General features: G+C 37.6%; 14 protein-coding genes and 6 pseudogenes. 5 read left to right on the top strand and 15 right to left on the bottom strand.

Translation table 11 applies throughout. The features are described from left to right. Positions 1-16: 16 nt before the first annotated feature. The 3 genes and pseudogenes from ABZM97_RS10610 to ABZM97_RS10620 form a co-directional block, all read right to left on the bottom strand. Positions 17-349 (bottom strand): annotated as a pseudogene (locus ABZM97_RS10610) (SMI1/KNR4 family protein); the annotation flags it as partial. 32 nt (positions 350-381) lie between these two features. Next, on the bottom strand, positions 382-669 hold the full coding sequence (locus ABZM97_RS10615) for a hypothetical protein (RefSeq protein ID WP_253268372.1): 288 nt from the start codon (positions 667-669) through the stop codon (positions 382-384). Positions 670-783: 114 nt separating this feature from the next. Next, the gene (locus tag ABZM97_RS10620; RefSeq protein WP_289347492.1) at positions 784-1,404 is read right to left on the bottom strand and encodes a lytic polysaccharide monooxygenase; all 621 of its coding nucleotides are present in this window, start codon (positions 1,402-1,404) and stop codon (positions 784-786) included. A 663-nt stretch (positions 1,405-2,067) separates the two neighbouring features. Here ABZM97_RS10620 and ABZM97_RS10625 point away from each other — a divergent pair. After that, the gene (locus ABZM97_RS10625; protein WP_087993969.1) at positions 2,068-2,571 is read left to right on the top strand and encodes a DinB family protein; all 504 of its coding nucleotides are present in this window, start codon (positions 2,068-2,070) and stop codon (positions 2,569-2,571) included. A 696-nt stretch (positions 2,572-3,267) separates the two neighbouring features. Here the strand turns inward: ABZM97_RS10625 and ABZM97_RS10630 are convergent. Together ABZM97_RS10630 and ABZM97_RS10635 are read right to left on the bottom strand one after the other, a co-directional pair. Further along, positions 3,268-3,780 (bottom strand): GNAT family N-acetyltransferase, encoded by a 513-nt coding sequence (locus ABZM97_RS10630; RefSeq protein ID WP_289347494.1) that lies wholly within the window; start codon positions 3,778-3,780, stop codon positions 3,268-3,270. A 226-nt stretch (positions 3,781-4,006) separates the two neighbouring features. Continuing rightward, positions 4,007-4,202, bottom strand: a pseudogene (locus ABZM97_RS10635) (UV damage repair protein UvrX); the annotation flags it as partial. 597 nt (positions 4,203-4,799) lie between these two features. Between ABZM97_RS10635 and ABZM97_RS10640 the strand changes: the two are divergent. Then, positions 4,800-6,235, top strand: a pseudogene (locus ABZM97_RS10640) (flavin monoamine oxidase family protein). 449 nt (positions 6,236-6,684) lie between these two features. On the opposite strand, the gene xynA reads toward ABZM97_RS10640, so the two are convergent. Then, complete coding sequence (gene xynA / locus ABZM97_RS10645; protein WP_087993973.1) at positions 6,685-7,326, bottom strand: endo-1,4-beta-xylanase XynA; 642 nt, start codon at positions 7,324-7,326, stop codon at positions 6,685-6,687. 327 nt (positions 7,327-7,653) lie between these two features. Between xynA and ABZM97_RS10650 the strand changes: the two are divergent. Next, positions 7,654-7,950, top strand: a pseudogene (locus ABZM97_RS10650) (ATP-dependent DNA ligase); the annotation flags it as partial. A gap of 243 nt (positions 7,951-8,193) precedes the next feature. Here the strand turns inward: ABZM97_RS10650 and ABZM97_RS10655 are convergent. After that, a complete protein-coding gene (locus ABZM97_RS10655) occupies positions 8,194-8,556 on the bottom strand; it encodes a hypothetical protein (RefSeq protein ID WP_367386835.1) in 363 nt (120 codons plus the stop codon). A gap of 148 nt (positions 8,557-8,704) precedes the next feature. On the opposite strand from ABZM97_RS10655, the gene ABZM97_RS10660 reads away from it, so the two are divergent. Then, a complete protein-coding gene (locus ABZM97_RS10660) occupies positions 8,705-8,788 on the top strand; it encodes a putative holin-like toxin (protein ID WP_082786706.1) in 84 nt (27 codons plus the stop codon). A gap of 645 nt (positions 8,789-9,433) precedes the next feature. Here ABZM97_RS10660 and ABZM97_RS10665 read toward each other — a convergent pair. The 5 genes from ABZM97_RS10665 to ABZM97_RS10685 all read right to left on the bottom strand — a co-directional run bounded on the left by ABZM97_RS10665 (position 9,434) and on the right by ABZM97_RS10685 (position 13,352). Continuing rightward, the gene (locus tag ABZM97_RS10665; protein WP_367386836.1) at positions 9,434-9,997 is read right to left on the bottom strand and encodes an SMI1/KNR4 family protein; all 564 of its coding nucleotides are present in this window, start codon (positions 9,995-9,997) and stop codon (positions 9,434-9,436) included. Between the two features lie 13 nt (positions 9,998-10,010). After that, complete coding sequence (locus tag ABZM97_RS10670; protein WP_367386837.1) at positions 10,011-10,499, bottom strand: antitoxin YezG family protein; 489 nt, start codon at positions 10,497-10,499, stop codon at positions 10,011-10,013. 6 nt (positions 10,500-10,505) lie between these two features. Beyond that, on the bottom strand, positions 10,506-12,416 hold the full coding sequence (locus tag ABZM97_RS10675; protein ID WP_367386838.1) for a T7SS effector LXG polymorphic toxin: 1,911 nt from the start codon (positions 12,414-12,416) through the stop codon (positions 10,506-10,508). Between the two features lie 99 nt (positions 12,417-12,515). Next, on the bottom strand, positions 12,516-13,070 hold the full coding sequence (locus ABZM97_RS10680; protein ID WP_141113436.1) for an SMI1/KNR4 family protein: 555 nt from the start codon (positions 13,068-13,070) through the stop codon (positions 12,516-12,518). A 36-nt stretch (positions 13,071-13,106) separates the two neighbouring features. Beyond that, entirely contained in the window at positions 13,107-13,352 is a 246-nt protein-coding gene (locus tag ABZM97_RS10685; RefSeq protein ID WP_087993867.1) for a hypothetical protein, read from the bottom strand. Positions 13,353-13,440: 88 nt separating this feature from the next. Between ABZM97_RS10685 and ABZM97_RS10690 the strand changes: the two are divergent. Beyond that, a pseudogene (locus tag ABZM97_RS10690) lies at positions 13,441-13,530 on the top strand (hypothetical protein); the annotation flags it as partial. Between the two features lie 456 nt (positions 13,531-13,986). Here the strand turns inward: ABZM97_RS10690 and csaA are convergent. The 3 genes and pseudogenes from csaA to ABZM97_RS10705 all read right to left on the bottom strand — a co-directional run bounded on the left by csaA (position 13,987) and on the right by ABZM97_RS10705 (position 15,779). Beyond that, entirely contained in the window at positions 13,987-14,319 is a 333-nt protein-coding gene (gene csaA, locus ABZM97_RS10695; protein WP_087993868.1) for a chaperone CsaA, read from the bottom strand. A gap of 64 nt (positions 14,320-14,383) precedes the next feature. Further along, positions 14,384-15,109, bottom strand: a complete 726-nt coding sequence (locus ABZM97_RS10700; RefSeq protein ID WP_087993869.1) for a helix-turn-helix domain-containing protein — start codon at positions 15,107-15,109, stop codon at positions 14,384-14,386. 13 nt (positions 15,110-15,122) lie between these two features. After that, positions 15,123-15,779, bottom strand: a pseudogene (locus ABZM97_RS10705) (GNAT family N-acetyltransferase). Between the last annotated feature and the right edge of the window lie 63 nt (positions 15,780-15,842).

Consider the following 15,842-nt stretch of genomic DNA (forward strand, 5'->3'; position numbering starts at 1 on the left):
CTGACAAACCCTGACCTTAACTGATTGGATGCTTCGAACTCGATTCCCAATATTTCGTCCCGTTAAAAGACACTAACATGTCAAACCATATCTCAAAATTGGAATCTAAGTTAACTGCATCTTCAATATTATCAATTGAATCTAGATATAACATATAATCTAATCCTTTTCTTGATCTGTTTGTGTCAATGACATATCTCCCATCATAATGATATCCAATTAAGACGTATCCCTCGGGGAAATTTTGGACTTCATTGTAATCAATAATTCCTTCTGTGCAAAGTAATTCAATACCGTCAAACATTTCCATCCCATTATGTTGTAACAAAAACTCTTTATAATCATTAGGGTTTTTAAATAGACTTTTCGAGTACACTTCTATTAAGGTAAAAAAATATCGGCAGATGCACCAACATCTAACCGATCTGTAATAGAATAACTCCTTAAAAGCTTCACAGCATCCCATTTGATTCTGGAACTTCCATACTCAAACACTTTGTATTCTCTCGGTTCCGTTACATCTTCAGTCGTTGTTACAGTCAACACTTTACTAACTAGTAATGGCTTACCTGATACACTAATCGCTTTTCCCGTATAGCTATATCTATTGTTAGCTATTAAAACCGTATCGGTATACACTGTACTAGATGCATTGGCAAATTTTCTCATTATCTCTGTAAACCTCATATTCTTGTCCACTATCAACTGGATCTGACCACATTAATTCAATAGTATTTGCCGTTACTTTTGAGGCATTAAGATTTGTTGGATGGAGGTTCAACATCATCGTGTGAGGTTTACATCAATTACGTTATAAAAGGCATTAGAGGTGTCCGCAACATCCCACACCCCTAGAATGACATGATAACCACTGCGATCAGTTGGTACATAAATCTTATGAGATAGATTCGTATCGGCCCTTGAACCATCGTGATCAACAGTACCAATTAATTCAAACTCATCTCTTGTTAAAGGTTTGTTTGGATTCCAATCTTTCTTGGTTATATAATAGTGCCACTTTGTTGTTGCGTGAGGAGCAGTATAGTGCCAAGTAAAGGTGTTTAGACCCCCACGTATGTTTTGTTTTACCCAATGATCTGCAGTCTGCCTGTCTAACCCAAAATCAATTTGACCCGATCCTCCATTTGCTGATGCAATTTTCCCATCTGGTGGACCCGCTGATGGAAACCCTTTTGGTCCTTCTACCGATTGAGGATTATCAACTACGGAACCATATTTTTGAGTAGCTGCAGTCCAACCAATTATTTGTTTTTCTAATGATCCCATGTACGCTCGACTAGCAGGTTCTTTTATATACCCGTGTGCAGATACATCACCTGCAAATAAAGTAGCACCAACACCTAGAACAGCAGTTAGAACAGCACCTTTAATAAAACTCTTCATTACTAACTCATTCCTCCCTTTGTTGTAAAATTTTTCTCTTTCCTACTATAATAATTCATTACATGTGAGGTAATCTCCTTCTTTATTTTTGATCACGTGAAATTTAAAGAACTTCACGTTCCCCCAGCTCCTTTGTTCTTCAGCTTATTGACAAACACTCTTTTCATACAGCTGCCATTTTAGTTACAGATACCGAACACTTTATCAATCTCTTCTTGATCTTTTTAGCAACGCTATAAAACACATATCATCTCAATATCATTTAACCTACCGCTCGATATTGGTTCTGTATATTTTCAAAGTAATCTTGTATTGAATTTTTAATAAAACAATGCAACTTGAATCAAAAACTGCAGCTGGCTTCTTTACTTTGTTATGTTCTTTCTCCTGAATCGTCTCTAATTTCAGAATCCTTGCAAAAAAAGAATCCATTCTGCAATTCAACATTCGGCTTCATTGTCATTTAGTTTGATTTTGATTTTGATTTCATGTATTTTAAATGTAAATTTGAAATACAGTCTTGACGTTTATTTAAGAATGTCTCGATGCCTATTTTCATTGGATCATTCTTGCCTAAAATTTTGTTCTGTTTAACTAAACGTGGCACTATAATTGAACTATAGGTTAATAGAAAGAAAACAAAATATTATAAGGAGGAATTTTGTGTTTCAAACCTTAAATCATTTTTTAAAATCTTGGGAGTTCGAAGCCGGTGCAACACAGAAAATACTAAATAGTCTAACTGATGAATCACTTAAACAGGAAATAACTTCAGAAAATTGGACTTTAGGCCGTATTGCTTGGCATACTGTTGCTGCCATTCGCATCATTACCTCAAACACAGACTTAACGTTTCATGCCCCAGCTGAAGATTATCCTGTTCCTACTTCGGCGCAGTTTATAGCAGACAGTTATCATCAAGCCAGTAATGCATTTGTAGAGGCATTAAAAACCCAATGGACTGACTATACACTCCAAGAACGTATCAACTTTATTGGGCAACAATTGCCGAATGGTTCACTTTTGATGTTTTTAATTCAACATCAAAATCACCATCGAGGACAAATGACTGTTCTTATGAGACAAGCAGGGTTAAGTGTTCCAGGTATTTATGGTCCAGCAAAAGAGGAATGGACAAAATTTGGTTTGGAACCCCCGCAAATGTAATATAAAGAAATTAACCAAGCATGTTTTGATCATTCTTATTTCAAAACATGTTCTTTTCTTTTGTTCATTTATCAATGTTGTTATTAACATAAATTTGATTAATTTTTATTTCAAACCTAGACTAACTAAATAATATTGCCTGCGTGATCAGGATTATTCGACTTCATCCATTTTTGGTTAAGATCAGCTTTTCCCATTGTTTACACTTTATTTGACCCCACATTATTTTATCCATATTTTTCACATCTCTTTTCTGATTAAAATTATTGTTTTATTGAGATTCCTCATTAAAAAAAAGCGCTCTGCTTTCTGCTGCAGGTGCGCTTCATCTCTCAATATATGAGCATATATCATCATTACAGATTATTTGGACTTCATAACTCTGTCTTATAGTTGCTGAATCTTTGTTAAAAACTTCTACCTGCTCAACCTTTAAAAACTAAGACGGTATGCCGCCAATATAATTACAACATTAACTAAGAAATTCCTATAACATTGTTCTTCGGGTTTGCATATGAAGGGCTAATTTAGTCCTCAAGCGAATCCTACAAAGAATGATCTCCCCGGCATATAACTTATCCCGTCATAAGCGAATTGTCATGGTATAGGATGTATATTTTGTTTGTATCGCCAATGTTGCTGCATTCAATAAAAGAACTTTTGTTGAAGAGGTAAGACTTATAAATTATTAATAGTTTATTTCCACTCTTCTTCTAAAATAGCGTAATAATATTCATCCCACCATTCATTGCCTTTGGGAATACATTTTTTAAAAAAGCCTTCTCTTCTCATACCGATTTTCTCCATAACTCGGTATGATGGAATATTCTCAGGCTGACATGTAGCTATAATCCTATGTAAGTTCATTTCTTTAAATCCATATTCCAAGATAGCTTGTGCTGCTTCAGAAGCGTACCCTCTATTTTGATAATTTGGATTAAACACCCACCCAATCTCATATGTATGTTCACCAAAATACTTATAAAAAACAATATGACCTATAAGATAATCTTCATCTATTAGTACTACAGGAAATTTTTCAGCTTTATCACCTTTGTTTTTATTTACAAATTCTTTAGCATCTTCTTCAGTAAAAACCCCTTCTGGTATATACTTCATAACATGAATATCTGATGTATACTCATATACAGCTTGCCAATCATTTAATTCAAATTCACGTATCAATAACCTTTTTGTTGTTATATGCATTAAAGTGACTCCCATCAAAAGTACTTAAACTTAATCTTGATTTCGATATTAAGACAACAATAACCTCTTTAAATACTATCCTTATTCAACAACTCAAAGAATTACTGACCAGTGAACAGGCCATGGGATATGATTCATGACAATAAAAGCCCCGCTCGAGCTATCAGTAAGCCTTATCGGCTTATGAGGGACTTAAATCATTCACGTAAATTCATTAAACATCTTAAGAATTAACACATTTTTCAGGAACAAATCTGTAAAAAGGAATCAACCGGAACTGATGAAAAGCTTTTTTATTTAGAGATTTACGAGATGTATTCTTGGATCTTCAGCTATCATAAAAAGTAGCGAGCCTGTTTTGATTCGAAAATCTTTTTTAAGTTCAGAGATGCAGCTAACACTACACTTCCCTGTCTCTCCGACAGCAAGTTCATAAATAAAAAATAGACCTCCCTTGAGCTTAGGAATCTTTAAGGGTTAGGTCTACACACATTGACCCTTGAGCAAGCCCTTTGATGGGCAGCTTTTTGTACAAAGCCGGGGTGTTGCCGTCCCTCGGTCTTTTTATTTTGTGCATTTCCAACAATTGCGATTCTTTTTCTTATTGGGATTACCTTTATCCTATATATCCTTGTCCGATCATCAAAAGGTAACCTTCCAATTAGCAGTCAACCGGAATACTATTGATGTGTTCTTCAGACAAATCCTCATATTTCAGTTCCTCTTCAAGTTCTTCATGGCTAAATAAATGAATTCCTCTACCTCTAGGTGTTTAATTTGATACTTCGCTTCGAAGTTTTGAAGTTCCTTAAGAGTTGCTTTGTTCATCTAAGATACTTTTTGAAATATTTACAGTCTTATAACAAAATTAGTCAATATATGTCTCCCCATTTTGTTCTTTTAATGAGAATAAATGTTCGTTTTGGCGTTCCAATTCCAAAAGATATGAACAGAACGTGATAGGCGTCCTTTTCACTGAATATAATGCCATAAATTCAAAAAAGAGGTGCCTCCGAAAAATGAATTCTCTCACGAATGATGACATGGTGAAGATTATTAGAAACGGACTTAGCGCATCACATCATCCAAAGCATATTATTGTTGTGGGAGCCGGATTGGCCGGGCTTGTATCAGCATCTTTGCTGAAAAATGCCGGTCACAGAGTAACGATTCTTGAAGCGAGCGGAAGAGCAGGCGGCCGTGTCTGCACGTTGAGATCTCCCTTTAGTGATGGTTTGTACTTTAATGTTGGTCCGATGCGCATTCCGAATATCCATATGTTAACCTTAGAATATATAAAAAAATTCAGGCTGCCAACAAATGTATTTATCAACAAAAGCCAAATGGACATCATTTACACGAACGGAATTAAAACACGTCTCCATCTTTTTGAACGAAATCCTCAGATATTAAGATACCCCGTTGCACCAAACGAACAAGGGAAAACCGCGGAAGAGCTGATGCTTTCTGTATTGCAGCCTATTCTGCATTTTATTAATCAAAATCCAGAGAGAAATTGGCGGATTGTTGAAGAACAATACAAAAATGACTCGTTAAGCTCTTTTTTAAACACATATTTTTCATATGGCGCGATCGATATGATAGGAATCCTTTTGGATATGGAAGCGTATATGGGTATGTCCCTTGTTGAAGTGTTACGGGAATCCATCTTTTTCACTTCACCAACTCACTTCTATGAAAAAACAGGCAGAATGGATCGGCTTCCTCACGCGTTTCTTCCTCAACTAAAAACAGATATTCTATACCATCAAAAAATGATGAAAATTTCTCAAAATGAGCACAGCGTTACGGTCCATTGTCAGCATCAACAAACAGCAGAGCATGTAGCGTTCACAGCTGATCTTGCTATTGTAACCATTCCTTTTTCAACATTGCGATTTGTCAAAGTCGAACCATACCATTCTTTTTCCTACTATAAACGGCGGGCAATCCGCGAACTGAACTATATAAGCGCAACCAAAATCGGCATAGAGTTTAAAAGCGATTTTGGGAAAAAGCCGGGCAGCGCGGCGGGCAATCTATTACTGATCTTCCGATTCGATTTTCGTATTATCCAAGCACTGGTATTGGAGCAAATAGACATGCTGTTGTTCTGGCGAGTTATACATGGGCAGATGAGGCACTGATGTGGGACAGTCTTTCAGAAAGAGAGCGTATTCAGTATACTTTACTGAATTTATCAGAGATATATGGCGATATTGTATGGTCTGAATTTGTGTCCGGCGCTTCTTTTAGCTGGAGTCAGAATCCTTATTCTGCGGGGGCCTTTACAGCTATGGAACCCGGACAAGAATTAGAACTGTACCCCTATATCCCTGTTCCTGAGGGAAGAACCCATTTCGCTGGCGAACATGCCTCACTCACTCATGCGTGGATGCAAGGCGCAATTGAGTCTGGAATCCGTGCCGCTTATGAAGTTAATCGTTTATCTTAGATCCTGCTCTGTGCTAAATCTTGTTGTCTATAACAAAGTAACCCTTGCATTCCTTCACCTGCCATGCTATTTCATATAGCGATGAGCTGAATTGTGTAAGCCGATGTACATGCCCTTTGCGGCGCACACGAATGTGGCGTGTCAAAAGAGGTACTACAAAGCTTTACACAGCGAAGTTCATCGCTTTTTTTATTTGGTCAGGTCACAGGTGAGGTCACGCATTTAACAATAAATCCATCTTATCTGCTGCTTCTAATTGCATTGATTGAAGTGCGTGACTATATATTCCTAATGTTTGTTTAATAATTATTTACCATATCCGAGGCATATATTGGGATTCCAACTAAAAGACCGTCGATTATTAGTAACTCACAATAATAACAATGATTATAAAAATTCTTAAGGAACGATCAGCAGCCCGTTAGCTACCCCTGATTAAAGATGATCTGTTACCACACTGTTACGTTAGAACTTCCACTACTTTGATATCCCTCTGTCGCTAAGACTTGGTAAGACCAATTACTACCCAGATTCATTCCATGACTCTTCCATGCGTTAACATGATTGCTGAAAGTGATTGTAGCGTTGCTTCCAGTAGGTCTCTTCGACTGGCGAACACTCCAATACTGTGTAAAAGTAGTGTTTTCGCCATCAATGGAAGGAGCATTATAACGTGTCGTTGTATATATGTCATATACACCCCCATCACTGTATACCGTACCTTTATACGTTCCAGTAGGTCTATAAGTACCCCATGAATCCACTACATAATATTCTATGAGAGGTGATCGCGTCCAACCATATAAAGTCAAATATCCATTGCCTTTCGGCGCCCAAACGCCAGCGTTATAGTTTATTGTCCTAAATGGAGAACCTGTAGTCCAACCTTTACCAACAACAAAATTACCGGTATTAGACCAATTCACACTGTAATTTCCGCCAGACCCATTGACAGCGTTTACTATTCCGCCCCCATCCGTCCAATTTTGCCAGTAGTCTGTGCTAGCTGCGGAGGCGGTTGCCGAAAACAAGCTTATACTCATTAAAGCTGCCGTTAATCCAACTAAGAAATTCTTTTTAAACTTAAACATATGTTACCTCCTATAATATTTTTTCTGACTTTGACATGAGGTAGCACTCGTATATATTTAAAACATTCTTAATTACTAACGCCAAAGCTTTTGATCGTTCCCTTCAATATAATACCATGAATTCACGAGTGAATATTATGACTATTTGTAATTTAATTACAAAGAACTAAAATTACATTATAGGTAGTCTTGTTCCACCATAGCCTTATCATTTTTCGTAGAATCGCAATTCTTGTTTCTAATCTGATGGAATAATATCTGTAATTAATCCCCATTCGAACCATTTATCACAAAGAAAATACACATTAGAGATTGTGAAGTCATTGTAGCTCTCCAGATGGTGCTCCTGACTTTGAAGCTGTAATGGAACGTTTTATGTCCAAAAAATCAGCCCATAAGATTGTTTACTGTGTCTTCGATGTTATCTTCAAAGACGGTCAGTTAATTGCCTCTAAGTCGTTCATTTGCCTTGGCCAAAGAAAAAACTTAGAGGCAATCGTACTCAATAAAGCTGACTCCCCTTATGAAATTAATAAACGTTCTCATAATTGGCTGAAAGTGATCAATTATGATTATACTGAAGTTCTCATAACCGGCTACAATGGAGCTGCAGCTGGGTTTATGTAATTCATTCCACATGAAGAACGAAGTAAGTCCACTCTATGAAACAAGTAAAGTCTGAATTGTAGAATTTTTCCGTTTTTACACATATTAAATATCGACAATCATTCAAATGATTTAATAATTGAATGGCTCTGTTAAATTTTAATGTTGATAAATACGCAAAAATAAAAGGAAACCATAGTAAATAGAGTTTCCTTCAATCTTGTTTATGTAACGCGCCCGATTCTGGAACAATTAACTGTCTTATATAAGACGGTTGTCTAAAGATTCGATTGCCAGTTTTAGTGCAGTTAAGCGACGCTTATTTAATGTTTTTTGAGAACTGCCTTCTTTTGCTTTTGCTAATTGTTTTTCAATAGATGGAATGATATCTTGTAGAACTTCTTTAGAAGTCAATATGATTTCTTGCTCATAGCAAAAATCTTCACCATTCCAAGTACCTTTTAGGCTTTCTAAACCAATTTTTACTGCGCTTAGTCTCTTTTTGACAAGGGTTGTGTTTGAACCTTTTTCTGTCGTGCTTTTATAAGCATTTGAAAGTTTACTAAAAGTTGACCTCAAGGATTCAATAGACAAATCTTGGATTTCTTGGCTGACAGTCTTCATATTCAACCCTCACTTTCGTTTTGCTCGTTGTCGATATACTGTGAATTTTTAACGACAAGGGATTTATGTATAGTATAATATTTCCTGTACATAAAGTTTGCTCACTCAAGGGAGTCTTGCTCATCCCCTAATGAAAGGGGGTGACGCTATGTCAACATTCCAGGCATTAATGCTAATGCTTGCATTCGGGTCATTTATAATTGCCCTGTTGACGTATATAAATAAAAAATAGACCTCCCTTGAGACTGGAATCCTGAAGGGTTAGGTCTACCTAGAACAACACCGAGCAAGCCCTTTGATAGGCAGCTTTTTGTACATGCCGGGGTGTTGGCGCACCTCGGTCTTTTTTATTTTATGCACTTTAATTAAACAAATGCATTTTTTTATACACTAAAACGTATAATCTTCATCCTAATTATAACCACTTAAAATGGTATTTACAATACTAATGCGCTCTCTGATAAAACCATTATTTTATTTAGATTGAGGATGTATGTTCGGGCAAGCAACAATACTTTGGTATTGCGTTAGTCGTATTCGCAGCCCTATCTTTAGCTAAAGCCCAAAGTACAGATACTCAGTCATAAGAATATTTCCACCTTAAAAAAAGTGAGATCCAGCAAACAGCTATTTAATTCAAAAGGGAGCTTCCATCAAACCTAGCGCATCTTTATGAGTCTCCAAAGAGTATAAGCACCAAAAGATAATAAACCAACACCTAGCAGAAGTACTAAAATCAAACCACCAAAGAAATAAAATCCTCCCATGAATCTCACTCCTTTTCAGTATCATTCTGCCATTAATATCCTTGATACCTTAATGTATATCATATGAGCTCAGATTCAATAAGTACCCGTCTTATTTGCGATACTTTTGCTTAACTGTTTAGTAAGTCGTCTTCTAATTCAATAGATAGAATACCATCATCTTCATCATCTGATGCCTCTTCAATAAACAGGCTTTGAATGAAGTCAGAGAAAGAATTTGCGACCAAAAATGCGTCTTTTACTCCATTTGTCAATTCATGATCCCAAAAATAAACTTTCCCTGTTGCTTCTCCTTTCACACCCAGACAAACTTTGTCTCCTCCATCACCATCAGCAATCGGAATAATCCAGTCTGGTATTTGTTCTTCATAAGTAACTGTCATTGATTTAACATCAAAGTCATTATCATCTACCCCAAATCCATAAAATAGCCCTAATCTTAAATGATTATTACTAGCCAATGGATTCTCTTCTAAGCTTGGAAATAAAACATTATCAGCTTGTATCGTGCTTCCACCATATCTTATAACAAATTCTTTGTACACCTCATCAAGGTTTATGTTTAATTCGTTTTCAAATACCTTGATTTTTCTTTTGCTTTCTTGTTCATTGCTCGAAGTGTAATACTTCAAATCAAATTTGTTCATTTTTTCAATAATATCACGGTAGATCACTCTCTTACCTCACTCAGATCGGATTTTCAGGGTAATCAACTTTATATTTCTCAATTATCCCTTTTAGAGAAGTATCAGATGGTTCCTCACCTAGATATTTATGTTTCCATATGATTTGTTGATCACTGAAGCTGTAATCAGTGCTGAACCAATCAGTGTAATCAAAACTAATGTTTAACTTGCCTGTTCTTTCAAGGCTTAACGTAAACGAATACCATAATTCTTGATCGTTCTCCTTGAACACCTCTCGCAGCTTCTCGCTCAGGTCAAACAACTTTCTCTTTTTCTCAGTAAAGTCGTCTTCATCAATTGTAAAAATAAAAGGTACTTCTAAGCTATATTTATAATCTTTTGGCTCGTCAGGAGTATTGTAATAAAAATACGTTCCTCCCCCTGTTTCCGAAACTTGCGCATAAAACCAAAACTTTTCCCATTGCTCGGGGATCATTTCATTTACTGTTTCTGCGATCTCTTTGTATAGGTTGTTTAGTATTGTCTCCAACGTTGCTCAACCTCCAGGTCTATTTTTTATAATCTTTTCATAAAACCCTTTTCCTTCAATGTGATACATTATCTCAAAAGAATCTGGCCTTAGTGAATCACCTTTATAAACAGGTGAAATTTTCACTTTAACTTTTCTTGGAGGTTCTTCTTTTAATGCATTTGCCCACTCAGTCTCCATTTTGTACCATTCTCCACCAGAACGGTTAACTTGGCTGTTTTGGGCTATTAGATTATCAATTTCACCCGATCCTTTAAATTGGCTACCGATCAAATGGCCTCCATCATCATCTGGTAAACGATCTTGCGGTTTACCAACATTAGACTGAGCATATTGATTTCGTTTCCCCTCGCCTAATTGTAAATCAGCATCAACATTTGTAATTCTTCCATAGCTGTCGGTTTTATAAGAATAGCCCTCTTTTGTTTTATAAATAACGTTAGGCTTTAGTGTCTTTCTTCTCGACCATTTTGCATAATGTTCACCGTATTTAACAGTTACAGGAGGTACTTTAGGTACAGGGAGCCTTCTTCCAGTTGAGGAAGTACCATAGACACTACTTTGTTTTTTGGCGAAGTTTAATATATTTTCTTTCAATCCTCGGCTGTTAACTACATTATAAGGAACTCCCCCAGCTGGAACAACACCGTAACGTGGATTATAGGGCAATAAATCAGCAGTTGAGACATCTTTTAGCTTTCGGCTGGCTTTGCTGACTTTAGAGGCGACTTTGCCCGCTGCATCTGCTTTGTTAATGGCTCCTGCGCCTTTGGTTCCAAAAACAGCTACAGCCACTGAACCAACAGCATAGGTAACCCACCTTGATCTAGAATAGGCATCTCCATTCGCCATATCTTTTTGATACGATTCTTCAATTGCTGCTGAAACAGCATCATATGTTTTCACTGGGTGAATAACTGCATTGCCTAGTGCTGACAAGGTTTCTCCTGGATCGGTGATGAAGTCCCATATGCCGGTTACAGTGTCTTTACCAACATCATATAAACCTACTCCTACACCTTTTACGATATCCCAAGTAACTTCTCCTGCTTCTTCCATCTGCTTTGCTTGTTCAATTTGCTCTGCAAGCTGTACTTGAGCCGGCTCTAGATTCTCGTACCCTACTTTCTTAGCAATTTCTAAATATTCATCAGGGTCAGACACACTTGCATTAAGCTTCTTTTTCAATTCTTTTAATTCACGTTCTCTAGCTTCTTCTTTTTTCACGCTTAAATAAGATTCAGAATGCTTCTCTATATCGCCTTTTTTCTTATGTATGTCACTTTCTCTATACGCTTTGGCATTATAGTGAATCGGTGTAGCGTTCTTCCCTTTGCCTGTTGATTCCTGCAGCTTTTTAAAATCTTGCTGAATGAATTGTTCGTTTGGCTCAGTCTCGGTGTACTCTGTTTTTAAATCCTCATCAAGCTTGTTTAGCTTATCGATTGTTTTTTCACGTTTGTCATCTGCAGAAGAAAGTTTATCTTTGAAGTCTTCTGTTGAGAATATTTCAAGTGGAAGGATGTCATTGATGTCGTTTAATATTTCTTTCATTGCTTTTTTCTGTTCAGACACAATGGATTTTGATTTTGTGTATGCATTTACAAGTTCATGTTCTAGAAAGGATTCTTCTATGTAAGCATCTGACATCTTCGCATCCTCAAGTTTAGCAGAAACGTTGCTTAAGAAAGCAATCTTCATGTCAATTAAATTAATCCATTGGTCTGTTACGCCGACATGATCATGATAAAATGCTTTAATGTTGTCAGCACCCTTACCTGAAAACTCGCTGTCGTTCAGGTCGGCTACAGCTTTAAATGCTTTTCTGAGCTTCACCATTTGTGACCTTAGTTCCTTGTACTCTTTGGTTCTTTTATCCGCTTCAGAGAGTAATGAATCAGCCTCAAATACCTTCATATCATTCTCCTTTCTATCCCTACTCTATGTAAATTTTACCACAATCATCTATTTGAATAACAGAAAAAGACAGCCAAAATGACTGTCTTATACATCACACTATCTTGTTCTATAATAATTTTCTGCGGTATAGTAGCGCCATTCCCAAAAAGTTGCCCCATTGGATTCTATATACCGATCTAGAAATATCTCAAAATTTAAATTTAATGGTGTATATTCCCCTATTTCTAATATAAAGAGATAGTTGGGATCCCCTTTATCCAATTTATCTTTGTCGATCATCAAATGGCACCCTTCTAATAAGTGACCAATTGGAATACCATTGATTCCTTCAAACAAATCCTCATATTTTAATTCTTCTTCAATCTCTTTAAGGCTAAATAAATAAAGTCCTCCACCTATATTCTCCCCATCAGAAAGAATTTCAAAAATTTTCGCACCGTTATGTAGTGTCAAGAACTTCTGATAATCCTCTGGAAGGGTAAGCTGGTGTTTAGCCTCAAAGCTTTGAATGTCATTCAGGGTTGCTTTGTCCGGTGAAAAAGTAACAAGGAACTCCATGATATCACCTTCTGAACAAAACAATTTAATGGCTCCTTTTTCATCTAAGAGACTTTTCAAACCATTTACAGTCTTATGAATAAAGTTAGTCAAATAAATCACCTCATTTGATAATGAAACTTAAATACTTTAAGCATTAATGATTTTACTCATAATAGAAGCAGCATTAGTGGTACACAAAATGTAAGTGTTATTTACTGTTTTAATTACTACCCTATCCGTAGAGCCATAAGGAAACCCAATCCTGACTGCGCTTTTCTCCTCTCCCCCATAGTTTGGGTCAACGTTAATTTCTTTGATTGGAATTTCAATTTTGGATAGCTGCCAATTGATAATTAAGTTTTCATTTGTTTTTTCAACGTTGATTCCCAGCATAAAACATTCCCCTTCTGACTATGAATTCAGTAAAATTTTAACATACGCCAGAAAGTCTTAAAGAGAAATGCAATGATATTAAGGAAAAATTAAATTCACAATAACCGCATTCACTTTGAGCCTATCGTTGGCAGCTTGTAGCTCAAATGATGCTGAAAAAGTACGCACAGAAAAAGAAATTCAACAAGTCTGGAGAAATTTCCATTCAAGCTGTGCCACCATCAACAAAATAAAAGGTTGTAGATCGTTTTAGAGGGAACCCTAAGAACATAGACACAGCAGCTGAATTATAGCAAGAATTTCTATAGGTTTACCTAGTCTTAAATACTCCTGGGCTGGTATATTCGCTCAAGCTGTTTTTGGAACATCCTATCACAAAAAACCAACTCGTTATTACTCAATACTAATATGAATATGTACATCTACAATGACAGTAAATATAGCAAAATAAGATACGAATAAAAAATTACAAAGTAACCCTTGCATTCCTTCACCCGCTATGCTATATTCATATAGCGATGAGCTGAATTGTGTAAGCCGATGTACATGCCCTTTGCGGCGCACACGAATGTGGCGTGTGGTGTATCGCCTCAATACGCAAAGACGTTTGCCTTAGGCAAACGTCTTTTTTATGTTATCCGATTTTTGTGCCGTTTGGGACAGGCTGATCCGGCTTCAGCAGGACGACGTCACTCTGGCCGGGAATCCCGCCAAGGACCAGCACTTCCGATTTAAATCCGGCAATCCGGCGCGGCGGAAAGTTGATGACTGCTATGATTTGCTTGTTGATGAGATCTTCCGGGTGGTAACGCTTCGTAATTTGCGCACTCGATTGTTTCATGCCGATGTCTGCTCCAAAATCAATCACAAGCTTAATCGCCGGGACTCTTGCTTCAGGAAATTCTTCCGCTTTTACAATAGTGCCTGTTCTGATATCCAATTTCTCAAAGTCCTCAATGACTGCCATATCAATAACTCCTTTTTCTCCTATTATAAAAGAGCTTTCTAAGGCTCGTTTAACCATAGAGCCATCATTTTTTATCCAAATATAAGGTGCATCGATACAGCCGGGGCGGCATGCCTGTACTTTTTGTAAACCACCTTGTGAATGAAGAGAGATTTTGAAAGCCCAGCGCTTCGCTCACGACAGTAAGGGTTTCCTTTTTCTCCATCAGCATTCGTTTCGCTTCCTCGAGACGAAGATTGGCAATATAGGTCTGCGGAGACTGCCCCGTCTGCTTCTTGAACCAGCTTGAATAGTAAGCTGGGTGGTAATGCTCGATTTCTGCCAGCTTCTTAATCGTCAGCCGCTCAGATAAATGGTTGTGAATGTAGGCAATTGAGGCGTATGTATGGGATTGCAGCTTTTCTTTTATGTATTGAACAAGCATATGCAGTGAGTTCGCGGTGCCGGCCTTTTCTTCCTCAGTAAGCAAGTACCTGATCGAAGACCAGAATGGATCGAGCGCAGCTTCAATTCCCGATCCTGCACGATACTCGTTAATTTTCATCGTATGAAGCGGAACATCCAGTACAAGACATTCATTTCTGCCGATTGACCGGAAACGATGCTCGCACTCAGGCGGGATATATAAAAAATGATCCGGCTTTAATTTCACCTCGCGTCCCTCTGTCTCAAGATCAAGACACCCTTCAAGCGGAAAAAGCAATTGGCTGTATTTATGCTGATGTGAATGATAAAGGCGTGTATATGTCCGTTTTTCGCAAATTATGTCTTGAAGCAAGTCCATCAGCAATCCCCTCCTTTGATCATCTTTTGATCCGGTAATGGTGTTCTGATATAGGAAAAAATCCGATTTTTTCATATAAAGAAACTGCCGCCAGACTTTCTTTCAGCACTTGCAAATAGATGTGCTTGGCTCCGTTATTGATTGCCCATTCAGTCAATGCCCTGGTCACTTGAACTCCTGCCCCTTTTACTCTTTGCTCCTTGGCTATAACGATGTTACTGAGTCCCCCGTAGCCATCAATAACAGAAGCCGTTCCAAGCGCTGTCAGGTTCCCTTGGTCATACACCGCGGCATGCGCGAAAATATGTGTGTAGCCTTGGTGCCGCTCCGGCGAAAATCCTTCTAATTAAATAAATGTATCAATCCAAATGGGCGACGGCTCCTGTTCCCACTTGTATGTAAATCGGCTGTTTTCATCTGTATGACTCATGATGTCCCGGCACAATGCTGTCATTTGAAAGCACTCGTCTGCCTTTTCATACCCGCTGTCTGCAATCCCTTTCGGAGATGCATGGCTGATTTAAAAACAAACGGGCAAGCCTAAGCATTTATAAAAATGCTCGGCTGCTTACCGGAAATCTCCTTCAGGCATTTCCGCTGATGTCCACACGCTGTTCGCCCTTTTGGTTACGCCAAAGTTCGCTCTGAGGAGCCATTGTCCCATGCTTTTCTGAATTTAAGACCGCCATGATGCTGCCGCTAACTGCTCAATTTTGTGAATGTCCTGTCTCTCCCCTAT

This window comes from Bacillus vallismortis (assembly GCF_040784915.1).
Lineage (GTDB): Bacteria > Bacillota > Bacilli > Bacillales > Bacillaceae > Bacillus > Bacillus subtilis_G.